Genomic DNA, 14,034 nt, shown 5'->3' on the forward strand with positions numbered 1-14,034 from the left:
TAAGCACTGGCGCATACTGCCTGTCATCTTAATCCTGATGATACGGAGTATTTTATGCCACTGGCGCTACTTGCCCTGACGATCAGTGCCTTCGCAATTGGCACGACCGAATTTGTTATCGTGGGTCTGGTTCCTACTATTGCTAACCAGCTTGCGATCTCGTTACCCTCTGCGGGGTTGCTGGTATCAATCTACGCCCTGGGCGTCGCCGTCGGTGCGCCAGTGCTGACAGCCCTGACCGGACGTTTTCCGCGTAAGCAGCTGTTAGTCGCGCTGATGGTGCTGTTCACCACTGGCAACGTTCTGGCCTGGCAGGCGCCGGACTACACCACGCTGGTGATTGCCCGTCTGTTGACCGGCCTTGCACACGGCGTGTTCTTCTCGATTGGCTCCACTATTGCAACCAGCCTGGTACCCAAAGAGAAAGCGGCTTCAGCCATTGCGATCATGTTTGGTGGGCTGACCGTCGCACTCGTTACGGGCGTACCGCTGGGAACGTTCATCGGGCAACACTTCGGCTGGCGTGAAACGTTCCTGGCAGTCTCCTTGCTGGGTGTTATCGCCCTGGTGACCAGCCTGCTGCTGGTACCGTCGAATATTCCAGGCCGGGCGAGCGCCAGCCTGCGCGATCAGCTGAAGGTGCTCACGCATCCGCGGTTGCTGATTATCTACGCGGTTACGGCACTGGGCTATGGCGGCGTATTCACCGCTTTTACCTTCCTGGCGCCGATGATGCAGGATCTGGCTGGCTTTTCCCCCAATGCCGTGAGCTGGATTTTGCTGGGATACGGTATTTCCGTTGCCATTGGCAATATCTGGGGTGGCAAGCTTGCGGATAAGCATGGTGCTGTACCGGCGCTGAAATTCATCTTCGCCGCCCTGGTGGTTCTGCTGATGATTTTCCAGTTCACGGCTTCAGTACACTACGCCGCGCTGGTCACGGTGCTGGTCATGGGGATCTTTGCCTTTGGTAATGTGCCCGGGCTTCAGGTTTACGTTGTCCAGAAAGCCGAGCTCTATACGCCAAATGCGGTGGATGTGGCATCGGGTCTGAACATTGCCGCATTTAATATTGGCATCGCGCTGGGCTCCATCATTGGCGGGCAAACCGTAGCGCATGTTGGGTTAACCCAGACCCCGTGGATTGGCGCGGTGATTGTCCTGGTGGCCTTCCTGCTGATTGGCCTGAGTGGGCGCCTTGATAAACCTGCTCGCGTCGCGCTGGGTTAACATCAGTAAGTGCTTGCTTACAAAACTGGAAAGCGGTTTCTCAGAAATTGCGTTGAAAGTATGACCTAAAGTCCCTATAACATTAGAACCAGTCCGTTTTCCGGGCTGGTTCATGTTACAGAGGCTGTTTCCAAAAGTGCGAAAAAATACCTATGCCATGCGTTATGTTGCCGGAATGCCCGCGGAGAGGATCTTGCCTCCGGGGTCATTTGCGAGCATAAGCCAGGCATTACCCGCCGGCACACCGTTAAGCAGCGATGAGAAAATCCGTGTACTGGTGTGGAATATCTTTAAGCAGCAGCGTGCCGAATGGTTATCGGTGCTCAAGAATTTTGGAAAAGATGCCCATCTGGTTCTGCTTCAGGAGGCGCAAACTACTCCTGAGCTGGTACGGTTTGCCACCACGAACTATCTTGCCGCCGACCAGGTGCCTGCATTTGTCCTGCCACAACACCCCTCGGGTGTGATGACACTTTCAGCAGCACATCCGGTCTATTGCTGTCCTCTGCGTGAACGTGAGCCTATCCTGCGTCTGGCGAAATCGGCGCTGGTGACGGTCTATCCGCTGCCGGATACCCGAATGCTGATGGTCGTGAACATCCATGCGGTCAATTTCAGCCTGGGCGTGGATGTCTACAGTAAACAGCTACTTCCGATTGGCGATCAGATTGCCCATCACAGCGGCCCCATCATTATGGCAGGCGATTTCAACGCCTGGAGCCGTCCGCGCATGAATGCGCTGTATCGCTTTGCGCGTGAAATGTCGCTGCGTGAAGTTCGCTTTAGCGATGACCAGCGTAAAAAAGCCTTTGGTCGTCCTCTCGATTTTGTCTTCTATCGTGGTTTGAGCGTGCATGACGCCTCTGTTCTGGTGACGCGCGCCTCCGATCACAATCCTCTACTAGTTGAATTCAGTCCCGGCAAACCTGATAAATAATGGTGTGTCAGGTCTGCCGTGGGGCAGACCTGCGCGGGTGCTGCCCTTTTATTTTTAACCAACAAAGGACAGTACGATGACAACAACACGCTCCCATCATGACAACGTAGAAAAACAGTTTGGTTCTCAGGCAAGTGCCTATCTGAGCAGCGCCGTGCATGCTTCTGGCCGCGATCTGGTGCGTCTCGGTGAGCGTCTGGCGGCGTTCCCGCAGGCGCACGTGCTTGATTTAGGCTGCGGGGCAGGGCACGCCAGCTTTGCCGCTGCACAGCAGGTCGCGCACGTTACCGCGTATGACTTATCCAGCCAGATGCTGGACGTTGTTGCCGAGGCGGCGAGAACAAAGGGGCTGGACAACATTGATACGCGCCAGGGCTATGCCGAATCTTTACCTTTTGACGATGCGTCGTTTGAGGTGGTTATCAGCCGTTATTCTGCTCACCACTGGCACGATGTCGGCCAGGCATTGCGCGAGGTCAAACGTGTTCTGAAGCCGGGTGGCATCTTCATTATTATGGATGTGATGTCCCCTGGACATCCGGTGCGCAATATCTGGCTGCAGACGGTCGAAGCGCTGCGCGATACCTCACACGTGCAAAACTATGCCAGCGGAGAGTGGTTGTCGTTTATCACTGAAGCAGGGCTGATCGCGCGCGCGTTGATTACAGACCGCTTACCGCTGGAGTTCAGCTCCTGGATCGCGCGTATGCGCACCCCGGAAGCATTAAGCCAGGCGATCAGGCTCTATCAGGAGAGTGCGTCCGCGGAGGTAAAAGCGTACTTTGAACTGCAGGAAGATGGATCGTTTACCAGCGATACCATCATGGCCGAAGCGCAAAAAGCGGGATAAACAAAAAAGGCACCGAGGGGAATCGGTGCCTTTTTATCTTTCGATCGTGTTATCAGGAGTCTGGCGTCGCGCTGTTCTTCACAAACAGCGTCAACTGGTCGCCTGGTTTCAGGTTGTCAGTATCATTGTTCCAGCGCATCACATCCTTGATGTTTACGCCGTGTCGTTTTGCGATACTGGACAGTGAATCACCCTTGCGCACGCGATAGGTGATGCTATCGCTGTTGCTGGCGAGACGCTGTGCGCTGCTACCTGCACCTACCGTCAGAGTCTGACCCACTTTCAGGCCGGAGCTGCGCAGGTTATTCCACTGCTGCAGATCTTTCGCATTCACGCCAAGACGTGACGCAATGCCCGAAAGCGTATCACCTGCACGAACCTTATAGCTGCGGCTGTTAACTGATGATGCATCCGCGATCAGCGTTGACTGAACGGCGGCGATTTCACCAGAAGCTAAAGACTCGCGTAACTGCTCGGCATGTTTCTGCGGAACCATTACATACTGCGGGCCACTTGCCCCCAGAGTTGAGCCTTTAACGCCAGCATTAAAGGTTTTCAATTTACTTACCGACATACCCGTCATATCAGCAACCTGTTGAATATCAACCGGATTGCTGAGGCGAACACGCGCCAGTGCACGACTTTCGTCTGGTGTTGGCAGTTGTACACCGTAACGCTTGCTGTTCTTGAGAATATCGCTCAATGCCAGCATTTTCGGTACGTAAATCTTTGTTTCCTGTGGCAGTGAGAGCGACCAAAAATCGGTGGATTTACCCCGTGCTTTATTCGCTTTCATTGCCTTCAGTACACGACCTTCGCCACTATTATACGCTGCGACAGTTAACAGCCAGTCGCCGTCAAACATCTTGTTCAGACGTTGCATCATGTCGAGAGCGGCTGTCGTTGAAGCGACAACATCGCGACGCGCATCATAGTTGCGGGTCTGTTTCAGACCATAGTTTCGCCCGGTGCTCGGAATGATCTGCCAAATGCCTGCGGCATTGGCGCCAGACGTCGCGTGTGGGTCAAAAGCGCTCTCCACTATGGGTAGGAGTACCAGCTCCATAGGCATGTTACGTTTCTTAACTTGCCCGGCTATCCAGTACATATACGGCTCTGCCCGTAACGTTACATCGTGGAGATAGCTCTTATTACTTAAATACTTCTGTTTCTGTTCGCGAATCCGGGGATTTTCCGGAATTCCCATCTTTAGCTCGTCGCCAATAGAGGTCCACAAGTCTTGATCCTGCGCGTAAGATGTTCCATCGTCCATCCATCGCGCCGAACTTGCAAACTTCCCTGCTTCCCCTTGACCAGCCGCAGAAAGGCTCTGTGCGTGCTGTTGTACGTTGCTGCCGTTTTGCGACTGGCAACCTACAAGCAGGACAGAGGCGAGTAATATCGCTTTTGCCTTCATGTGTGTGTCAATAGTTGCTTAAAAGACGAGCGATGATAACGGCGAAATTTTGAAAAGGCAACCCGCAATTATCTGAAGTTATCTTTCTTTGACCTTAACCATGCAAATCGTTGTTCTGGTTGTTGCAAATTTGTTTCTTGGTTAATTTTATTAATTAAATCAATATCATCTGTTCGTAAAAATAAATTAATTTGGCGCTCGTTTTTCAGAATTACGGGCAGTGTTTTTTGGTTTTTTGCACGTAACTCCTTCACTTTGTGATAATAATCCTGAATCGCTCGATCCTCGGGTAAGAGGCTCACGGCAAACTTCATATTTCCTAATGTATACTCGTGGGCGCAACAAATGAGCGTCTCATCGGGTAGCGCGTTAATCTTCTGTAAAGACTGATACATTTGAGCTGGCGTGCCTTCAAACAGTCTTCCGCAGCCTCCGGAGAACAGCGTGTCGCCGCAAAAAAGATAAGGTTTACTGTAGAAACACAGATGTCCCAAAGTGTGACCTGGTGTGGCAAATACGGAAAACTCCCACTCGCGTATGAGGATATTTTCGCCTTCTTCGACTACATGCGTGATTCCCTTATCTTGTGCCTCTGCCGGTCCGTAAACCACAAGATGCGGAAAATGGGCGCGCAGTTCAGGCACGCCGCCAGTGTGATCGTTATGATGATGCGTCAACAGAATGGCTTCTGGCTGCCAGCCGTTCTCTTTTATGGCGTGCAGTACAGGGGCGGACTCTCCGGGATCGACAATGACGCATCGGCGATCGTCGTCAACCAAAACCCAGATGTAATTGTCCTGAAACGCTGGAATACTGATAAGATTCATACATTACCTCTTAGAGCGTGGCGGGTGTTTTGATGAAACCGGCAAGGATACCTCAGACTGTCGCAGCACCGGAACGTTGGGCGGAATTGCCCTGGGGTGAATACTATCGCGAAGCGTTAGAACAGCAGCTGAAGCCCTGGCTCGCGAAAATGTATGGCTTTCACCTGCTTAAGATTGGCAATCTCAGCGCGGAAATCAATACCGAAAGCTGCGCTATCTCGCATCAGGTTAACGTCTCTCTCGGCGGATCGCCGGTTCAGGTGAAGGCAGACCCGTTGCATTTGCCGTTTGCGGAAAAATCCGTCGATGCGTGTTTGCTCGCACATACGCTACCCTGGTGCAGCGATCCGCATCGTCTGCTTCGCGAAGCCGATCGCGTGCTGATTGATGACGGCTGGCTGGTACTTAGCGGATTCAATCCGCTAAGCCTGATGGGCCTGCGTAAGCTGGTTCCGGTGCTACGCCGGACTCCACCTTACAACAGCCGGATGTTCACCATGATGCGTCAGCTCGACTGGCTTTCATTGCTGAACTTTGAAGTGCTTTGCTACGGTGGTTTTCAGGTGCTGCCCTGGGCGAGGCAGGGGGGCGTGGTACTGAGCACCCATCTCCCCGCATTAGGCTGTTTGCAGTTTATCGTTGCGCGTAAGCGAACCATTCCCCTTACGCTTAACCCTATGAAGCAGAGCAAGTCGAAAACGCCCATCCGCCAGACCGTCGGCGCCACGCGGCAGTACAAAAAAACCGATTAGACGTCGGGCTGATAGCCCGCATCTTCATGTGCGGGATTGGATGCCGCAGCACGCGCCAGTTCGTCGCAGCGTTCGTTTTCCGGATGGCCTGCGTGGCCTTTAACCCACTCCCACTTAATCTGGTGCTGGCCCAGCGCAGCATCAAGACGTTTCCAGAGATCGACGTTCTTGACCGGCTTCTTATCGGCGGTTTTCCAGCCGCGTTTTTTCCAGTTATGGATCCACTGGGTGATCCCCTGACGCACGTACTGACTGTCGGTGCTTAGCACCACGTCACAATGTTCTTTTAACGCCTCCAGCGCCACGATGGCCGCCATCAACTCCATCCGGTTGTTGGTGGTCAGAAAATAGCCTTCGCTAAAGGTTTTTTCGTGCTGGCGATAGCGCATAATCGCGCCGTAGCCGCCGGGTCCTGGGTTACCGAGACAAGATCCATCGGTGAAAATTTCTACCTGTTTACGCATCTCTGGTAGACTTCCTGTATTCGAAACGTTCAGTTAAACGATAAGTCTGACATAAATGACCGCTATGAGCACTGCAATTACTCGCCAGATTGTCCTCGATACCGAAACCACCGGTATGAACCAGATCGGCGCGCACTACGAAGGACATAAGATCATCGAGATCGGCGCCGTTGAAGTGGTGAACCGTCGTCTTACGGGGAACAACTTCCACGTCTACCTCAAACCCGATCGGCTGGTTGATCCGGAAGCGTTCGGCGTTCACGGTATTGCCGATGAGTTCTTGCTGGATAAGCCGACTTTTGCGGATGTCGCTGACGAGTTCCTGGAATATATCAAGGGCGCCGAGCTTGTCATCCATAACGCATCGTTCGATATCGGCTTTATGGATTATGAATTCAGCAAGCTTAATCGTGATATTCCGAAGACGAGCACCTTCTGTAAGGTGACGGACAGCCTGGCGCTGGCAAGGAAGATGTTCCCCGGCAAGCGTAACAGCCTGGATGCACTTTGCTCGCGCTACGAGATAGACAACACCAAGCGAACGCTTCACGGGGCGTTGCTCGATGCCCAGATCCTGGCCGATGTCTATCTGACGATGACCGGCGGGCAGACGTCAATGAAGTTCAGTATGGAAAATGAATCCCAGCAGACGCAAGGCGAAGCGGGCATTCAGCGTGTTGTCCGCCAGGCAAGCCGCTTGCGGGTTGTTTTAGCCAGCGATGAAGAGCTTCTTAACCACGAATCCCGGCTTGATCTGGTCCAGAAGAAGGGCGGCAGCTGCATGTGGCGCGCCTGAAAAAACGCCGGAATGCCTGTAAAATCATCGTTTGGGCGATTTTTGCAGCAAACGATTCAAAACGTGAGAAAAAGCGTTGACGAGATCGGAGGCGCACCGTAATATGCGCCTCGTTCCCCAAACGGGAACAGTGGAGCGGTAGTTCAGTCGGTTAGAATACCTGCCTGTCACGCAGGGGGTCGCGGGTTCGAGTCCCGTCCGTTCCGCCACTATTCAGAAGGCCTGAATCAGAAATGATTCAGGCCTTCGTCGTTTCAGCCTTCTGTCATCTTATCCCCTTCCTTATCGTTAACAAAAAGTTAATAAACATGGTGCAATTAATTAACAATTGCACGCATGTAGTGCATTATTTGCACTATGGTTGTGCATTTCATCGCCGCTCCTCTCTTAATACCTCATTCAGAATGTTTCTTTCTGTAAAAATAATTCACGCAGAATCATTTGGTTATCTCCCGCTTTCCAAAAAAACACCGAACCAATTGCGTATTGGTTTGGTTATTGCTTAATCATTAGCACGATAAGCTTCATTCCATATCAATAACTTATCGTTAATAAAAATAAAGCAATGATGAAAGCGAGCGAACCAATATGGAAAGACCGTCACGGTTTCTGGCAAATTCCAGCACCGCGCTTGAGCAGCTGCGCGGGCTTATCAACCAGCATGAGTCAACACCAGGCATACCGCTGCCCACGGAACGTGAGCTGTCGGACACTCTCGGCGTAGGACGACGTGAAGTGCGTCGCGCGCTGGACGTGCTGGAAGAAGAGGGGCGCATCTGGCGTAAGCAGGGCAAAGGGACCTTTATAGGCCCGGCGGCACCTGTTGAACCGCTGGCCCTTCAGGGATTGGTTCAGCAGACCAACCTTCTGGAAGTGATGGAAGCTCGTCTACAGCTCGAACCCGGCTTAGCCCGGCTTGCGGCACTGCGTGCCACCAGGGAAAACCTCGCGCTCATGCAGCGCATGCTGGAACGCATCGACAAGGTCAGCCCGGACGACCGCGATCTCAACGAACTCTGGGACAGCGCCTTTCACCGGGCGATTGCCGAGGCGGCGGGCAACCGTCTGATGCTCGGCCTGTTTGATGCCATTGATGCCGTGCGGCGTGAACCGGGCTGGCAGCATCTGCGCGAGCTGGCACGCACTCCCGAACGTGTCGACAGCTATAACGACCACCACCATAAGATCATGTCTGCGATTATCCATCGCCAGCCTAATGAAGCCGCGGCCGCCATGCGCGAACACCTGCTCAGCCTGCAAACCGCCCTGATTCAGGCGATCCACCTTGAGGACGACTTCACGCCATGACGACAATACCCTTTAAGGACGCCACGCCCGTATTGCGGGTGCAAAACCTCAACGTTACGTTTGCTGGCTCGCCGGTTAGCGTGCTTGATGGTATCTCGCTGACCGTCAGGGCGGGCGAAACGCTGGCGCTGGTGGGAGAGTCCGGCTGCGGGAAAAGTATCACCTCACTGGCGCTGATGGGGTTACTGCCCGCCAGCGCGCAGATTGTCAGCGGTGAGATGCAGTTTCGCCGCCACGATCTGCGAAAGCTCTCGCCGCGGGAATATGCCGACCTGCGCGGCAGCGAGCTGGCGATGATTTTCCAGGAGCCGATGACCTCGCTCAATCCGGCGTTTACGCTGGGCGATCAGCTCAGCGAAGCGGTTATGCGGCACCAGAACGTCTCGCGCGCAGAGGCGATGAAGGTCGCGCTGCAGATCCTCGAGAAGGTACAGATCCCGGCGGCAGAGATGCGCCTGAAAGCATATCCCCACCAGCTTTCCGGCGGCATGCGGCAGCGCGTGATGATTGCGATGGCGCTGATTAACCATCCCAAACTGCTGATTGCCGACGAGCCCACCACCGCGCTCGACGTCACCATCCAGGCGCAAATCCTCGCCTTGCTCAACGCCTTAAAAGAGGAAACCGGCACGGCGGTGCTGATGATCACCCACGATTTGGGCGTGGTGGCAGAAGTCGCCCAGCAGGTAGCGGTGATGTATGCCGGACAGGTAGTGGAGCAGGGGAGCGTGGAGGCCATCTTTGCCGATCCGCAGCACCCGTACACCATCGGCCTGATGGGCTCGATTCCTTCTCTTGGCGCACGCAAGGGCCAGCTCTCCACCATTCCCGGCGCAGTCCCGCTCCCGGAATCCATGCCGAAAGGCTGCCGTTTCGCGACGCGCTGTCCGTTTGCGCAGTCGCGCTGCCATGCTGAAAAACCGTCGCTCTCCACGCTCGGCGCGGGCCATCAGGTCGCCTGCTTCCGCGTGCCGCTCGAACAGCACATCGCCCTGGGAGAAATCGCATGACCACGCCCATTCTTGAAGCCCGTGACCTCAGCAAGCTTTTCCCCGGCCCCAAAAAACTCTTTACCCCGGCACGGTTTGTCACGGCGGTCGATCGCGTTTCGCTTGCCGTGATGCCGGGCGAAACGCTGGCGATCGTCGGCGAGTCCGGCTCCGGGAAATCTACGCTCGGTCGTCTGCTGCTGCGCCTGCTGGCCGCCAGCGAAGGGCGCGTGTTTTATCAGGGGGAGGAGATCACCGACGCCTCCGGTGTCCGCCTGAACCAGCTCCGGCGCGAGCTGCAAATCATCTTTCAGGATCCCTTCGCCTCGCTCAACCCGCGCATGACGGTGGAGCAGATCGTCGGAGAGCCGCTGTGGCTGCATCAGAACATGAAAAAAGCGGATCGCCAGTACCGCGTTGCCGAGCTGCTCAAAACCGTAGGCCTGCCTGCCGCCTGGGCCGGGCGCTATCCGCACGAGTTTTCCGGCGGACAGCGCCAGCGTATCGGCATTGCGCGCGCGCTGGCCTCGGGACCGAAGCTGCTGCTGGGCGATGAGCCGGTGTCCGCGCTGGACGTCTCCGTTCAGGCGCAGGTAGTCAACCTGCTGGAAAGCCTGAAGCACCAGCTTGGGCTGACGATGGTGATTGTCGCCCACGGTCTGGCGGTGATCCGCCATATGAGCGACCGCGTGGCGGTCATGTACCTCGGCCAAATCGTCGAGCTTGCCACCGTCGACGAGATTTTTGACGCGCCGCTGCACCCCTATACGCAGGCATTGATTGCGTCTGCACCGCAGATGCAGCCGGGCGTTGAACGCGACGCGCCGCTGCTGCAGGGGGATCTGCCCAACCCGGCCAGCCCGCCGTCCGGCTGCCGTTTCCACACCCGCTGCCCGTACGTTACCGATGAATGCCGCCAGGTCGAGCCGATCAATCAGGTGCTCGACGGTGGACGTCAGGTTGCCTGCCACCGCTGGCAGGAGATCAACCGCGATCGCAGCGTTATTCAGATCGCACCGCCATCCGCCGCTTTTCTGCGCCGCCGCGCGCTGTTTGAACACGCGGCCACTCACTCGTCCCTTCCTTCAAGGAACTCATGATAATGACAATGCGTAATTCTCTTTTGACCGTACTGGGAAGTGTTATGTTGCTTGGCGCGGCGCTGCCCGCCCATTCTGAAAGCGTGCTGCGAATCGGCCTGGGCGCTGACCCGGACATGCTCGACCCGCATCTGGCGCGAACCTACTATGGCCGCTTCGTGTTTGCCTCCCTGTGCGACAGGCTGGTGGACGTGGATGAAAACCTGAAGGTCGTCCCCGGCCTGGCTAAAGACTGGGCGTGGAGTGAGGACGGTAAAACCCTGACGCTCAATCTGCGGGAAGGCGTTACCTTCCACGACGGTGAGAAATTCGATGCCGCCGCTGCAAAATACAACCTCGACCGCGCCCTGACTCTGAAAGGTTCCCTGCGTAAAAGCGAGATCTCCTCCGTTGAATCGGTCGAGGTCACCGGCCCGATGCAGATTGCGCTGCACCTGAAAACGCCTGATGCGGCGCTGCTGATGCAGCTCACCGACCGTGCGGGCGCGATGATGGCCCCCGAGGCGGCGAAAAAGCCTGACTTTGCCGCCCACCCGGTCTGCTCTGGCCCGTACAAGTTCGACAGCCGCGTGTCCCAGGACCGCATCGTTCTGACCCGTTTCGACAACTACTGGAACAAAGACGCCTACCACTTCGACAAAATCATCTATCTGCCGATCCCGGATGCCTCCGTGCGCCTCGCGAACCTGCGCGCAGGCGATCTTGACCTGACCGAAGGCATCGCCGCCAGCGACGTTAAAACCGTCGAAGCCGACAGCAAGCTGGCGCTGGCGAAGGTGACCGGTCTGGGCTATCAGGGCATCACCTTCAACATCAACAACGGCAAGGTGCCGGCGAACGAGCCGTTCAAGGACGCCCGCGTGCGCGAGGCATTTTCTCAGGCCATCGACCGCGATGCGTTAAATCAGGTGGTCTTCGAAGGGCTTTACACCCCGGCAAACCAGGCGTTTTCCCCGGTCAGCCCGTATCACGTCAACCTGCCGGTCCCGCCGCGTGACGTCGACAAAGCCAAAGCGCTGCTGAAGGCGGCAGGCGTTACCGCGCCGCTGACCGTCAACCTGCTGGTGCCGAACAACCCAACCTCGCAGCAGGTGGGCCAGGTATTGCAGGCGATGGTCGCCGAGGCCGGATTTAACCTGAACCTGCAGATGACCGAATTCGCTACGCTGCTCGATCGCCAGCAGAGCGGTGACTATCAGCTGAGCTTCTCCGGCTGGTCGGGACGCCCGGATCCGGACGGCAGCATCTACGGCTTTATCAACAGCAAAGGCACGCTTAACGACGGCCGCTACAGCAACGCGCAGGTCGATGAGTGGCTGACCCAGGCGCGCCAGAGCACCGATCAGGCCGCACGCCAGCCGCTGTACGACAAGGTGGTGAAACAGCTGCAAACCGACATGCCGATTGCCTACCTCTACTTCGAGCCGCGCATTTTCGGTCTCAACAAAAGCGTGCAGGGCTTTAAGCCGTACCCGGACGGCATCGTGCGTCTGGCGGGTTTGACGCTGGCGAAATAAAGGTCCCGAGGAGAACCCATGCTGGAACTGATTTGCAAACGTCTGCTGCTGGCTATACCAACCCTGCTGCTGGTGAGCATGATAGTCTTCGGTCTGCAAAAGCTGCTTCCCGGCGACCCGCTGATCGCCATGGCCGGGGAGGAGCGCGACCCGGCGGTCATCGCCCAGCTGCGCGCGGAGCTGAACCTCGATGCGCCGATCCCCGTGCAGTATTTCCACTGGCTGACGCGCGCGCTGCAGGGCGATCTGGGCGTCTCCTTACGCACGCACGAACCGGTGACGCAGCTGATCGCCAGCAAGCTGCCGGTCACGCTGGAGCTGTCCCTGCTGGCGATGATTATCGCGCTGGTGTTTGGCATCAGCATGGGGATCCTCGCGGCGGTGAACAAAAACAGCTGGGTGGATCACGGGGCGAACTTCGTGGCGATCTCAGGGATCTCGATCCCGCACTTCTGGCTGGGGATCCTGCTGATTCTGGTCTTTTCGGTGAACCTGCAGTGGCTGCCCGCGTCCGGCTACGTGCCGTTCAGTGAAGATCCGCTCCAGAACCTGCGCACGCTGCTGCTGCCCGCGTCCGTGCTCGGAACCGGCCTCGCGGCGACGCTGATGCGCCATACCCGCGCCTCGATGATTGCGGTCCTGAAGGCGGATTACATCCGCACCGCACGCGCTAAGGGGCTGCTGCCGAAGGCGGTGATCCTGAAGCACGCGTTTCGCAACGCGCTGGTGCCGGTCATCACCCTCACTACGCTGCTGTTCGGCGAGCTGCTGGGCGGCGCGGTGCTGACCGAGCAGGTCTTCACCATTCCGGGCTTCGGCAAGATGATCGTCGACTCGGTATTTAACCGTGACTACGCGGTGGTGCAGGGCGTGGTGCTGATCGTGGCGATCGGCTTCCTGATGCTCAACCTGCTGGCCGACGTGCTCTACGTCCTTATCAACCCGAAAATGCGAGGTTAACCATGGCGGAACTGACGACGCAAACCGTTACGCCCGCGCTGCCGCGCGCGCAGAACCGGGTGCTGAAGAAATTCCTTGCCAACAAAAGTGCAGTGATTGGCGCGGTGGTGGTGGGATTCTTTGTGCTGGTGGCGCTGCTGGCGCCGTGGATTGCCCCGTTCGACCCGGTCAAAGCCAACTTCCTGGCGGTGCGCAAAGCGCCGTCGGCGATGTACTGGTTCGGCACCGACGAGCTGGGGCGCGACATTTTATCCCGCATTATCTGGGGGGCTCGCACCTCGCTGATGGCGGGCTGTATGTCGGTCGTTATCGCGGTGGTCATCGGCGTGCCGCTGGGGCTGGTGGCGGGTTACTTCCAGAAGATGTGGGACGGGGTGATCTCGCGGTTTATCGAGGCGCTGCTGGCCTGTCCGTTCCTGATCATGGCGATCGCGCTGGGGGCATTTTTGGGCCCGAGCCTGACCAACGCGATGATCGCCATCGGTCTTTCGGCGATGCCGATCTTCGCCCGCCTGACGCGCGGCCAGGTGATCGCCATTCGCAACGAAGAGTACATCGACGGCGCGCGGGCGATTGGCCTGCCGGATCGCTGGATCATCATTAAATACGTCCTGCCGAACGTGATGTCACCGATCCTGGTGCAGGCCACGCTGGCAATTGCCTCGGCGATTATCGCCGAAGCCAGCCTGTCGTTTTTAGGGCTGGGGCAGCAGCCGCCAAATCCGTCCTGGGGCTCCATGCTCAACACCGCGAAAGGATTTCTGGAGCAGGCGCCGTGGATGTCCGTTTTCCCCGGCGTGGCGATTTTCCTCGCCGTGCAGGGCTTTAATTTACTCGGCGACGGGCTGCGCGATGCGCTCGATCCGCGCCACGACTAAGGAGTCATG

14 protein-coding genes and 1 tRNA gene are annotated in these 14,034 nt (G+C 56.8%); 12 read left to right on the forward strand and 3 right to left on the reverse strand.

Translation table 11 applies throughout. The annotated features are described in order from the left end of the window. The first annotated feature begins 54 nt into the window (after positions 1 to 54). The 3 genes from ACJ69_RS22770 (at position 55) to ACJ69_RS22780 (ending at position 3,017) form a co-directional block, all read left to right on the forward strand. Complete coding sequence (locus tag ACJ69_RS22770; RefSeq protein ID WP_059347779.1) at positions 55 to 1,230, forward strand: MFS transporter; 1,176 nt, start codon at positions 55 to 57, stop codon at positions 1,228 to 1,230. A 136-nt stretch (positions 1,231 to 1,366) separates the two neighbouring features. Beyond that, entirely contained in the window at positions 1,367 to 2,167 is an 801-nt protein-coding gene (locus ACJ69_RS22775) for an endonuclease/exonuclease/phosphatase family protein (RefSeq protein ID WP_024909448.1), read from the forward strand. Between the two features lie 76 nt (positions 2,168 to 2,243). Then, positions 2,244 to 3,017, forward strand: a complete 774-nt coding sequence (locus tag ACJ69_RS22780; RefSeq protein WP_029739686.1) for a class I SAM-dependent methyltransferase — start codon at positions 2,244 to 2,246, stop codon at positions 3,015 to 3,017. Positions 3,018 to 3,069: 52 nt separating this feature from the next. Here the strand turns inward: ACJ69_RS22780 and mltD are convergent, their stop codons facing one another. Both mltD and gloB read right to left on the reverse strand, forming a co-directional pair. Further along, complete coding sequence (gene mltD / locus ACJ69_RS22785) at positions 3,070 to 4,434, reverse strand: murein transglycosylase D (protein ID WP_054829886.1); 1,365 nt, start codon at positions 4,432 to 4,434, stop codon at positions 3,070 to 3,072. 68 nt (positions 4,435 to 4,502) lie between these two features. Further along, positions 4,503 to 5,261 (reverse strand): hydroxyacylglutathione hydrolase, encoded by a 759-nt coding sequence (gene gloB / locus ACJ69_RS22790; RefSeq protein WP_029739688.1) that lies wholly within the window; start codon positions 5,259 to 5,261, stop codon positions 4,503 to 4,505. Positions 5,262 to 5,293: 32 nt separating this feature from the next. On the opposite strand from gloB, the gene ACJ69_RS22795 reads away from it, so the two are divergent. After that, positions 5,294 to 6,013, forward strand: a complete 720-nt coding sequence (locus ACJ69_RS22795) for a class I SAM-dependent methyltransferase (RefSeq protein ID WP_023310484.1) — start codon at positions 5,294 to 5,296, stop codon at positions 6,011 to 6,013. On the opposite strand, the gene rnhA is transcribed toward ACJ69_RS22795, so the two are convergent. Beyond that, positions 6,010 to 6,477, reverse strand: a complete 468-nt coding sequence (gene rnhA, locus ACJ69_RS22800) for a ribonuclease HI (RefSeq protein WP_023334599.1) — start codon at positions 6,475 to 6,477, stop codon at positions 6,010 to 6,012. The two genes, ACJ69_RS22795 and rnhA, sit on opposite strands and share 4 nt — an antisense overlap. Positions 6,478 to 6,541: 64 nt before the next feature. Between rnhA and dnaQ the strand changes: the two genes are divergently transcribed. The 8 genes from dnaQ to ACJ69_RS22840 all read left to right on the forward strand — a co-directional run bounded on the left by dnaQ (position 6,542) and on the right by ACJ69_RS22840 (position 14,025). Then, entirely contained in the window at positions 6,542 to 7,273 is a 732-nt protein-coding gene (dnaQ, locus tag ACJ69_RS22805) for a DNA polymerase III subunit epsilon (protein ID WP_197937161.1), read from the forward strand. Between the two features lie 132 nt (positions 7,274 to 7,405). Further along, positions 7,406 to 7,482: transfer RNA gene (locus tag ACJ69_RS22810), tRNA-Asp, on the forward strand. A 379-nt stretch (positions 7,483 to 7,861) separates the two neighbouring features. After that, positions 7,862 to 8,581, forward strand: coding sequence for a FadR/GntR family transcriptional regulator (locus ACJ69_RS22815; protein ID WP_054829887.1), 720 nt, complete (start codon positions 7,862 to 7,864; stop codon positions 8,579 to 8,581). Next, the gene (locus ACJ69_RS22820; protein ID WP_054829888.1) at positions 8,578 to 9,591 is read left to right on the forward strand and encodes an ABC transporter ATP-binding protein; all 1,014 of its coding nucleotides are present in this window, start codon (positions 8,578 to 8,580) and stop codon (positions 9,589 to 9,591) included. The genes ACJ69_RS22815 and ACJ69_RS22820 overlap by 4 nt, the downstream gene beginning before the upstream one ends. Next, the gene (locus tag ACJ69_RS22825) at positions 9,588 to 10,670 is read left to right on the forward strand and encodes an ABC transporter ATP-binding protein (protein WP_059347781.1); all 1,083 of its coding nucleotides are present in this window, start codon (positions 9,588 to 9,590) and stop codon (positions 10,668 to 10,670) included. The genes ACJ69_RS22820 and ACJ69_RS22825 overlap by 4 nt, the downstream gene beginning before the upstream one ends. A 2-nt stretch (positions 10,671 to 10,672) precedes the next feature. Beyond that, positions 10,673 to 12,187, forward strand: a complete 1,515-nt coding sequence (locus tag ACJ69_RS22830) for an ABC transporter substrate-binding protein (protein WP_181599678.1) — start codon at positions 10,673 to 10,675, stop codon at positions 12,185 to 12,187. Between the two features lie 18 nt (positions 12,188 to 12,205). Beyond that, entirely contained in the window at positions 12,206 to 13,147 is a 942-nt protein-coding gene (locus ACJ69_RS22835) for an ABC transporter permease (protein WP_054829889.1), read from the forward strand. A gap of 2 nt (positions 13,148 to 13,149) precedes the next feature. After that, entirely contained in the window at positions 13,150 to 14,025 is an 876-nt protein-coding gene (locus tag ACJ69_RS22840) for an ABC transporter permease (RefSeq protein ID WP_029739694.1), read from the forward strand. Positions 14,026 to 14,034: the final 9 nt, after the last annotated feature.

Origin of the sequence: Enterobacter asburiae (assembly GCF_001521715.1) — a bacterium.
Taxonomy (GTDB): domain Bacteria; phylum Pseudomonadota; class Gammaproteobacteria; order Enterobacterales; family Enterobacteriaceae; genus Enterobacter; species Enterobacter asburiae.

Coding starts and splice junctions, on each gene's coding strand:
- dnaQ (WP_197937161.1), top strand. CDS start 6,542: ATGAGCACTGCAATTACTCGCCAGATTGTCCTCGATACCGAAACCACC.
- ACJ69_RS22825 (WP_059347781.1), top strand. CDS start 9,588: ATGACCACGCCCATTCTTGAAGCCCGTGACCTCAGCAAGCTTTTCCCC.
- ACJ69_RS22830 (WP_181599678.1), top strand. CDS start 10,673: ATGACAATGCGTAATTCTCTTTTGACCGTACTGGGAAGTGTTATGTTG.
- mltD (WP_054829886.1), bottom strand. CDS start 4,434: ATGAAGGCAAAAGCGATATTACTCGCCTCTGTCCTGCTTGTAGGTTGC.
- rnhA (WP_023334599.1), bottom strand. CDS start 6,477: ATGCGTAAACAGGTAGAAATTTTCACCGATGGATCTTGTCTCGGTAAC.
- ACJ69_RS22835 (WP_054829889.1), top strand. CDS start 12,206: ATGCTGGAACTGATTTGCAAACGTCTGCTGCTGGCTATACCAACCCTG.
- ACJ69_RS22795 (WP_023310484.1), top strand. CDS start 5,294: ATGAAACCGGCAAGGATACCTCAGACTGTCGCAGCACCGGAACGTTGG.
- gloB (WP_029739688.1), bottom strand. CDS start 5,261: ATGAATCTTATCAGTATTCCAGCGTTTCAGGACAATTACATCTGGGTT.
- ACJ69_RS22840 (WP_029739694.1), top strand. CDS start 13,150: ATGGCGGAACTGACGACGCAAACCGTTACGCCCGCGCTGCCGCGCGCG.
- ACJ69_RS22820 (WP_054829888.1), top strand. CDS start 8,578: ATGACGACAATACCCTTTAAGGACGCCACGCCCGTATTGCGGGTGCAA.
- ACJ69_RS22780 (WP_029739686.1), top strand. CDS start 2,244: ATGACAACAACACGCTCCCATCATGACAACGTAGAAAAACAGTTTGGT.
- ACJ69_RS22770 (WP_059347779.1), top strand. CDS start 55: ATGCCACTGGCGCTACTTGCCCTGACGATCAGTGCCTTCGCAATTGGC.
- ACJ69_RS22815 (WP_054829887.1), top strand. CDS start 7,862: ATGGAAAGACCGTCACGGTTTCTGGCAAATTCCAGCACCGCGCTTGAG.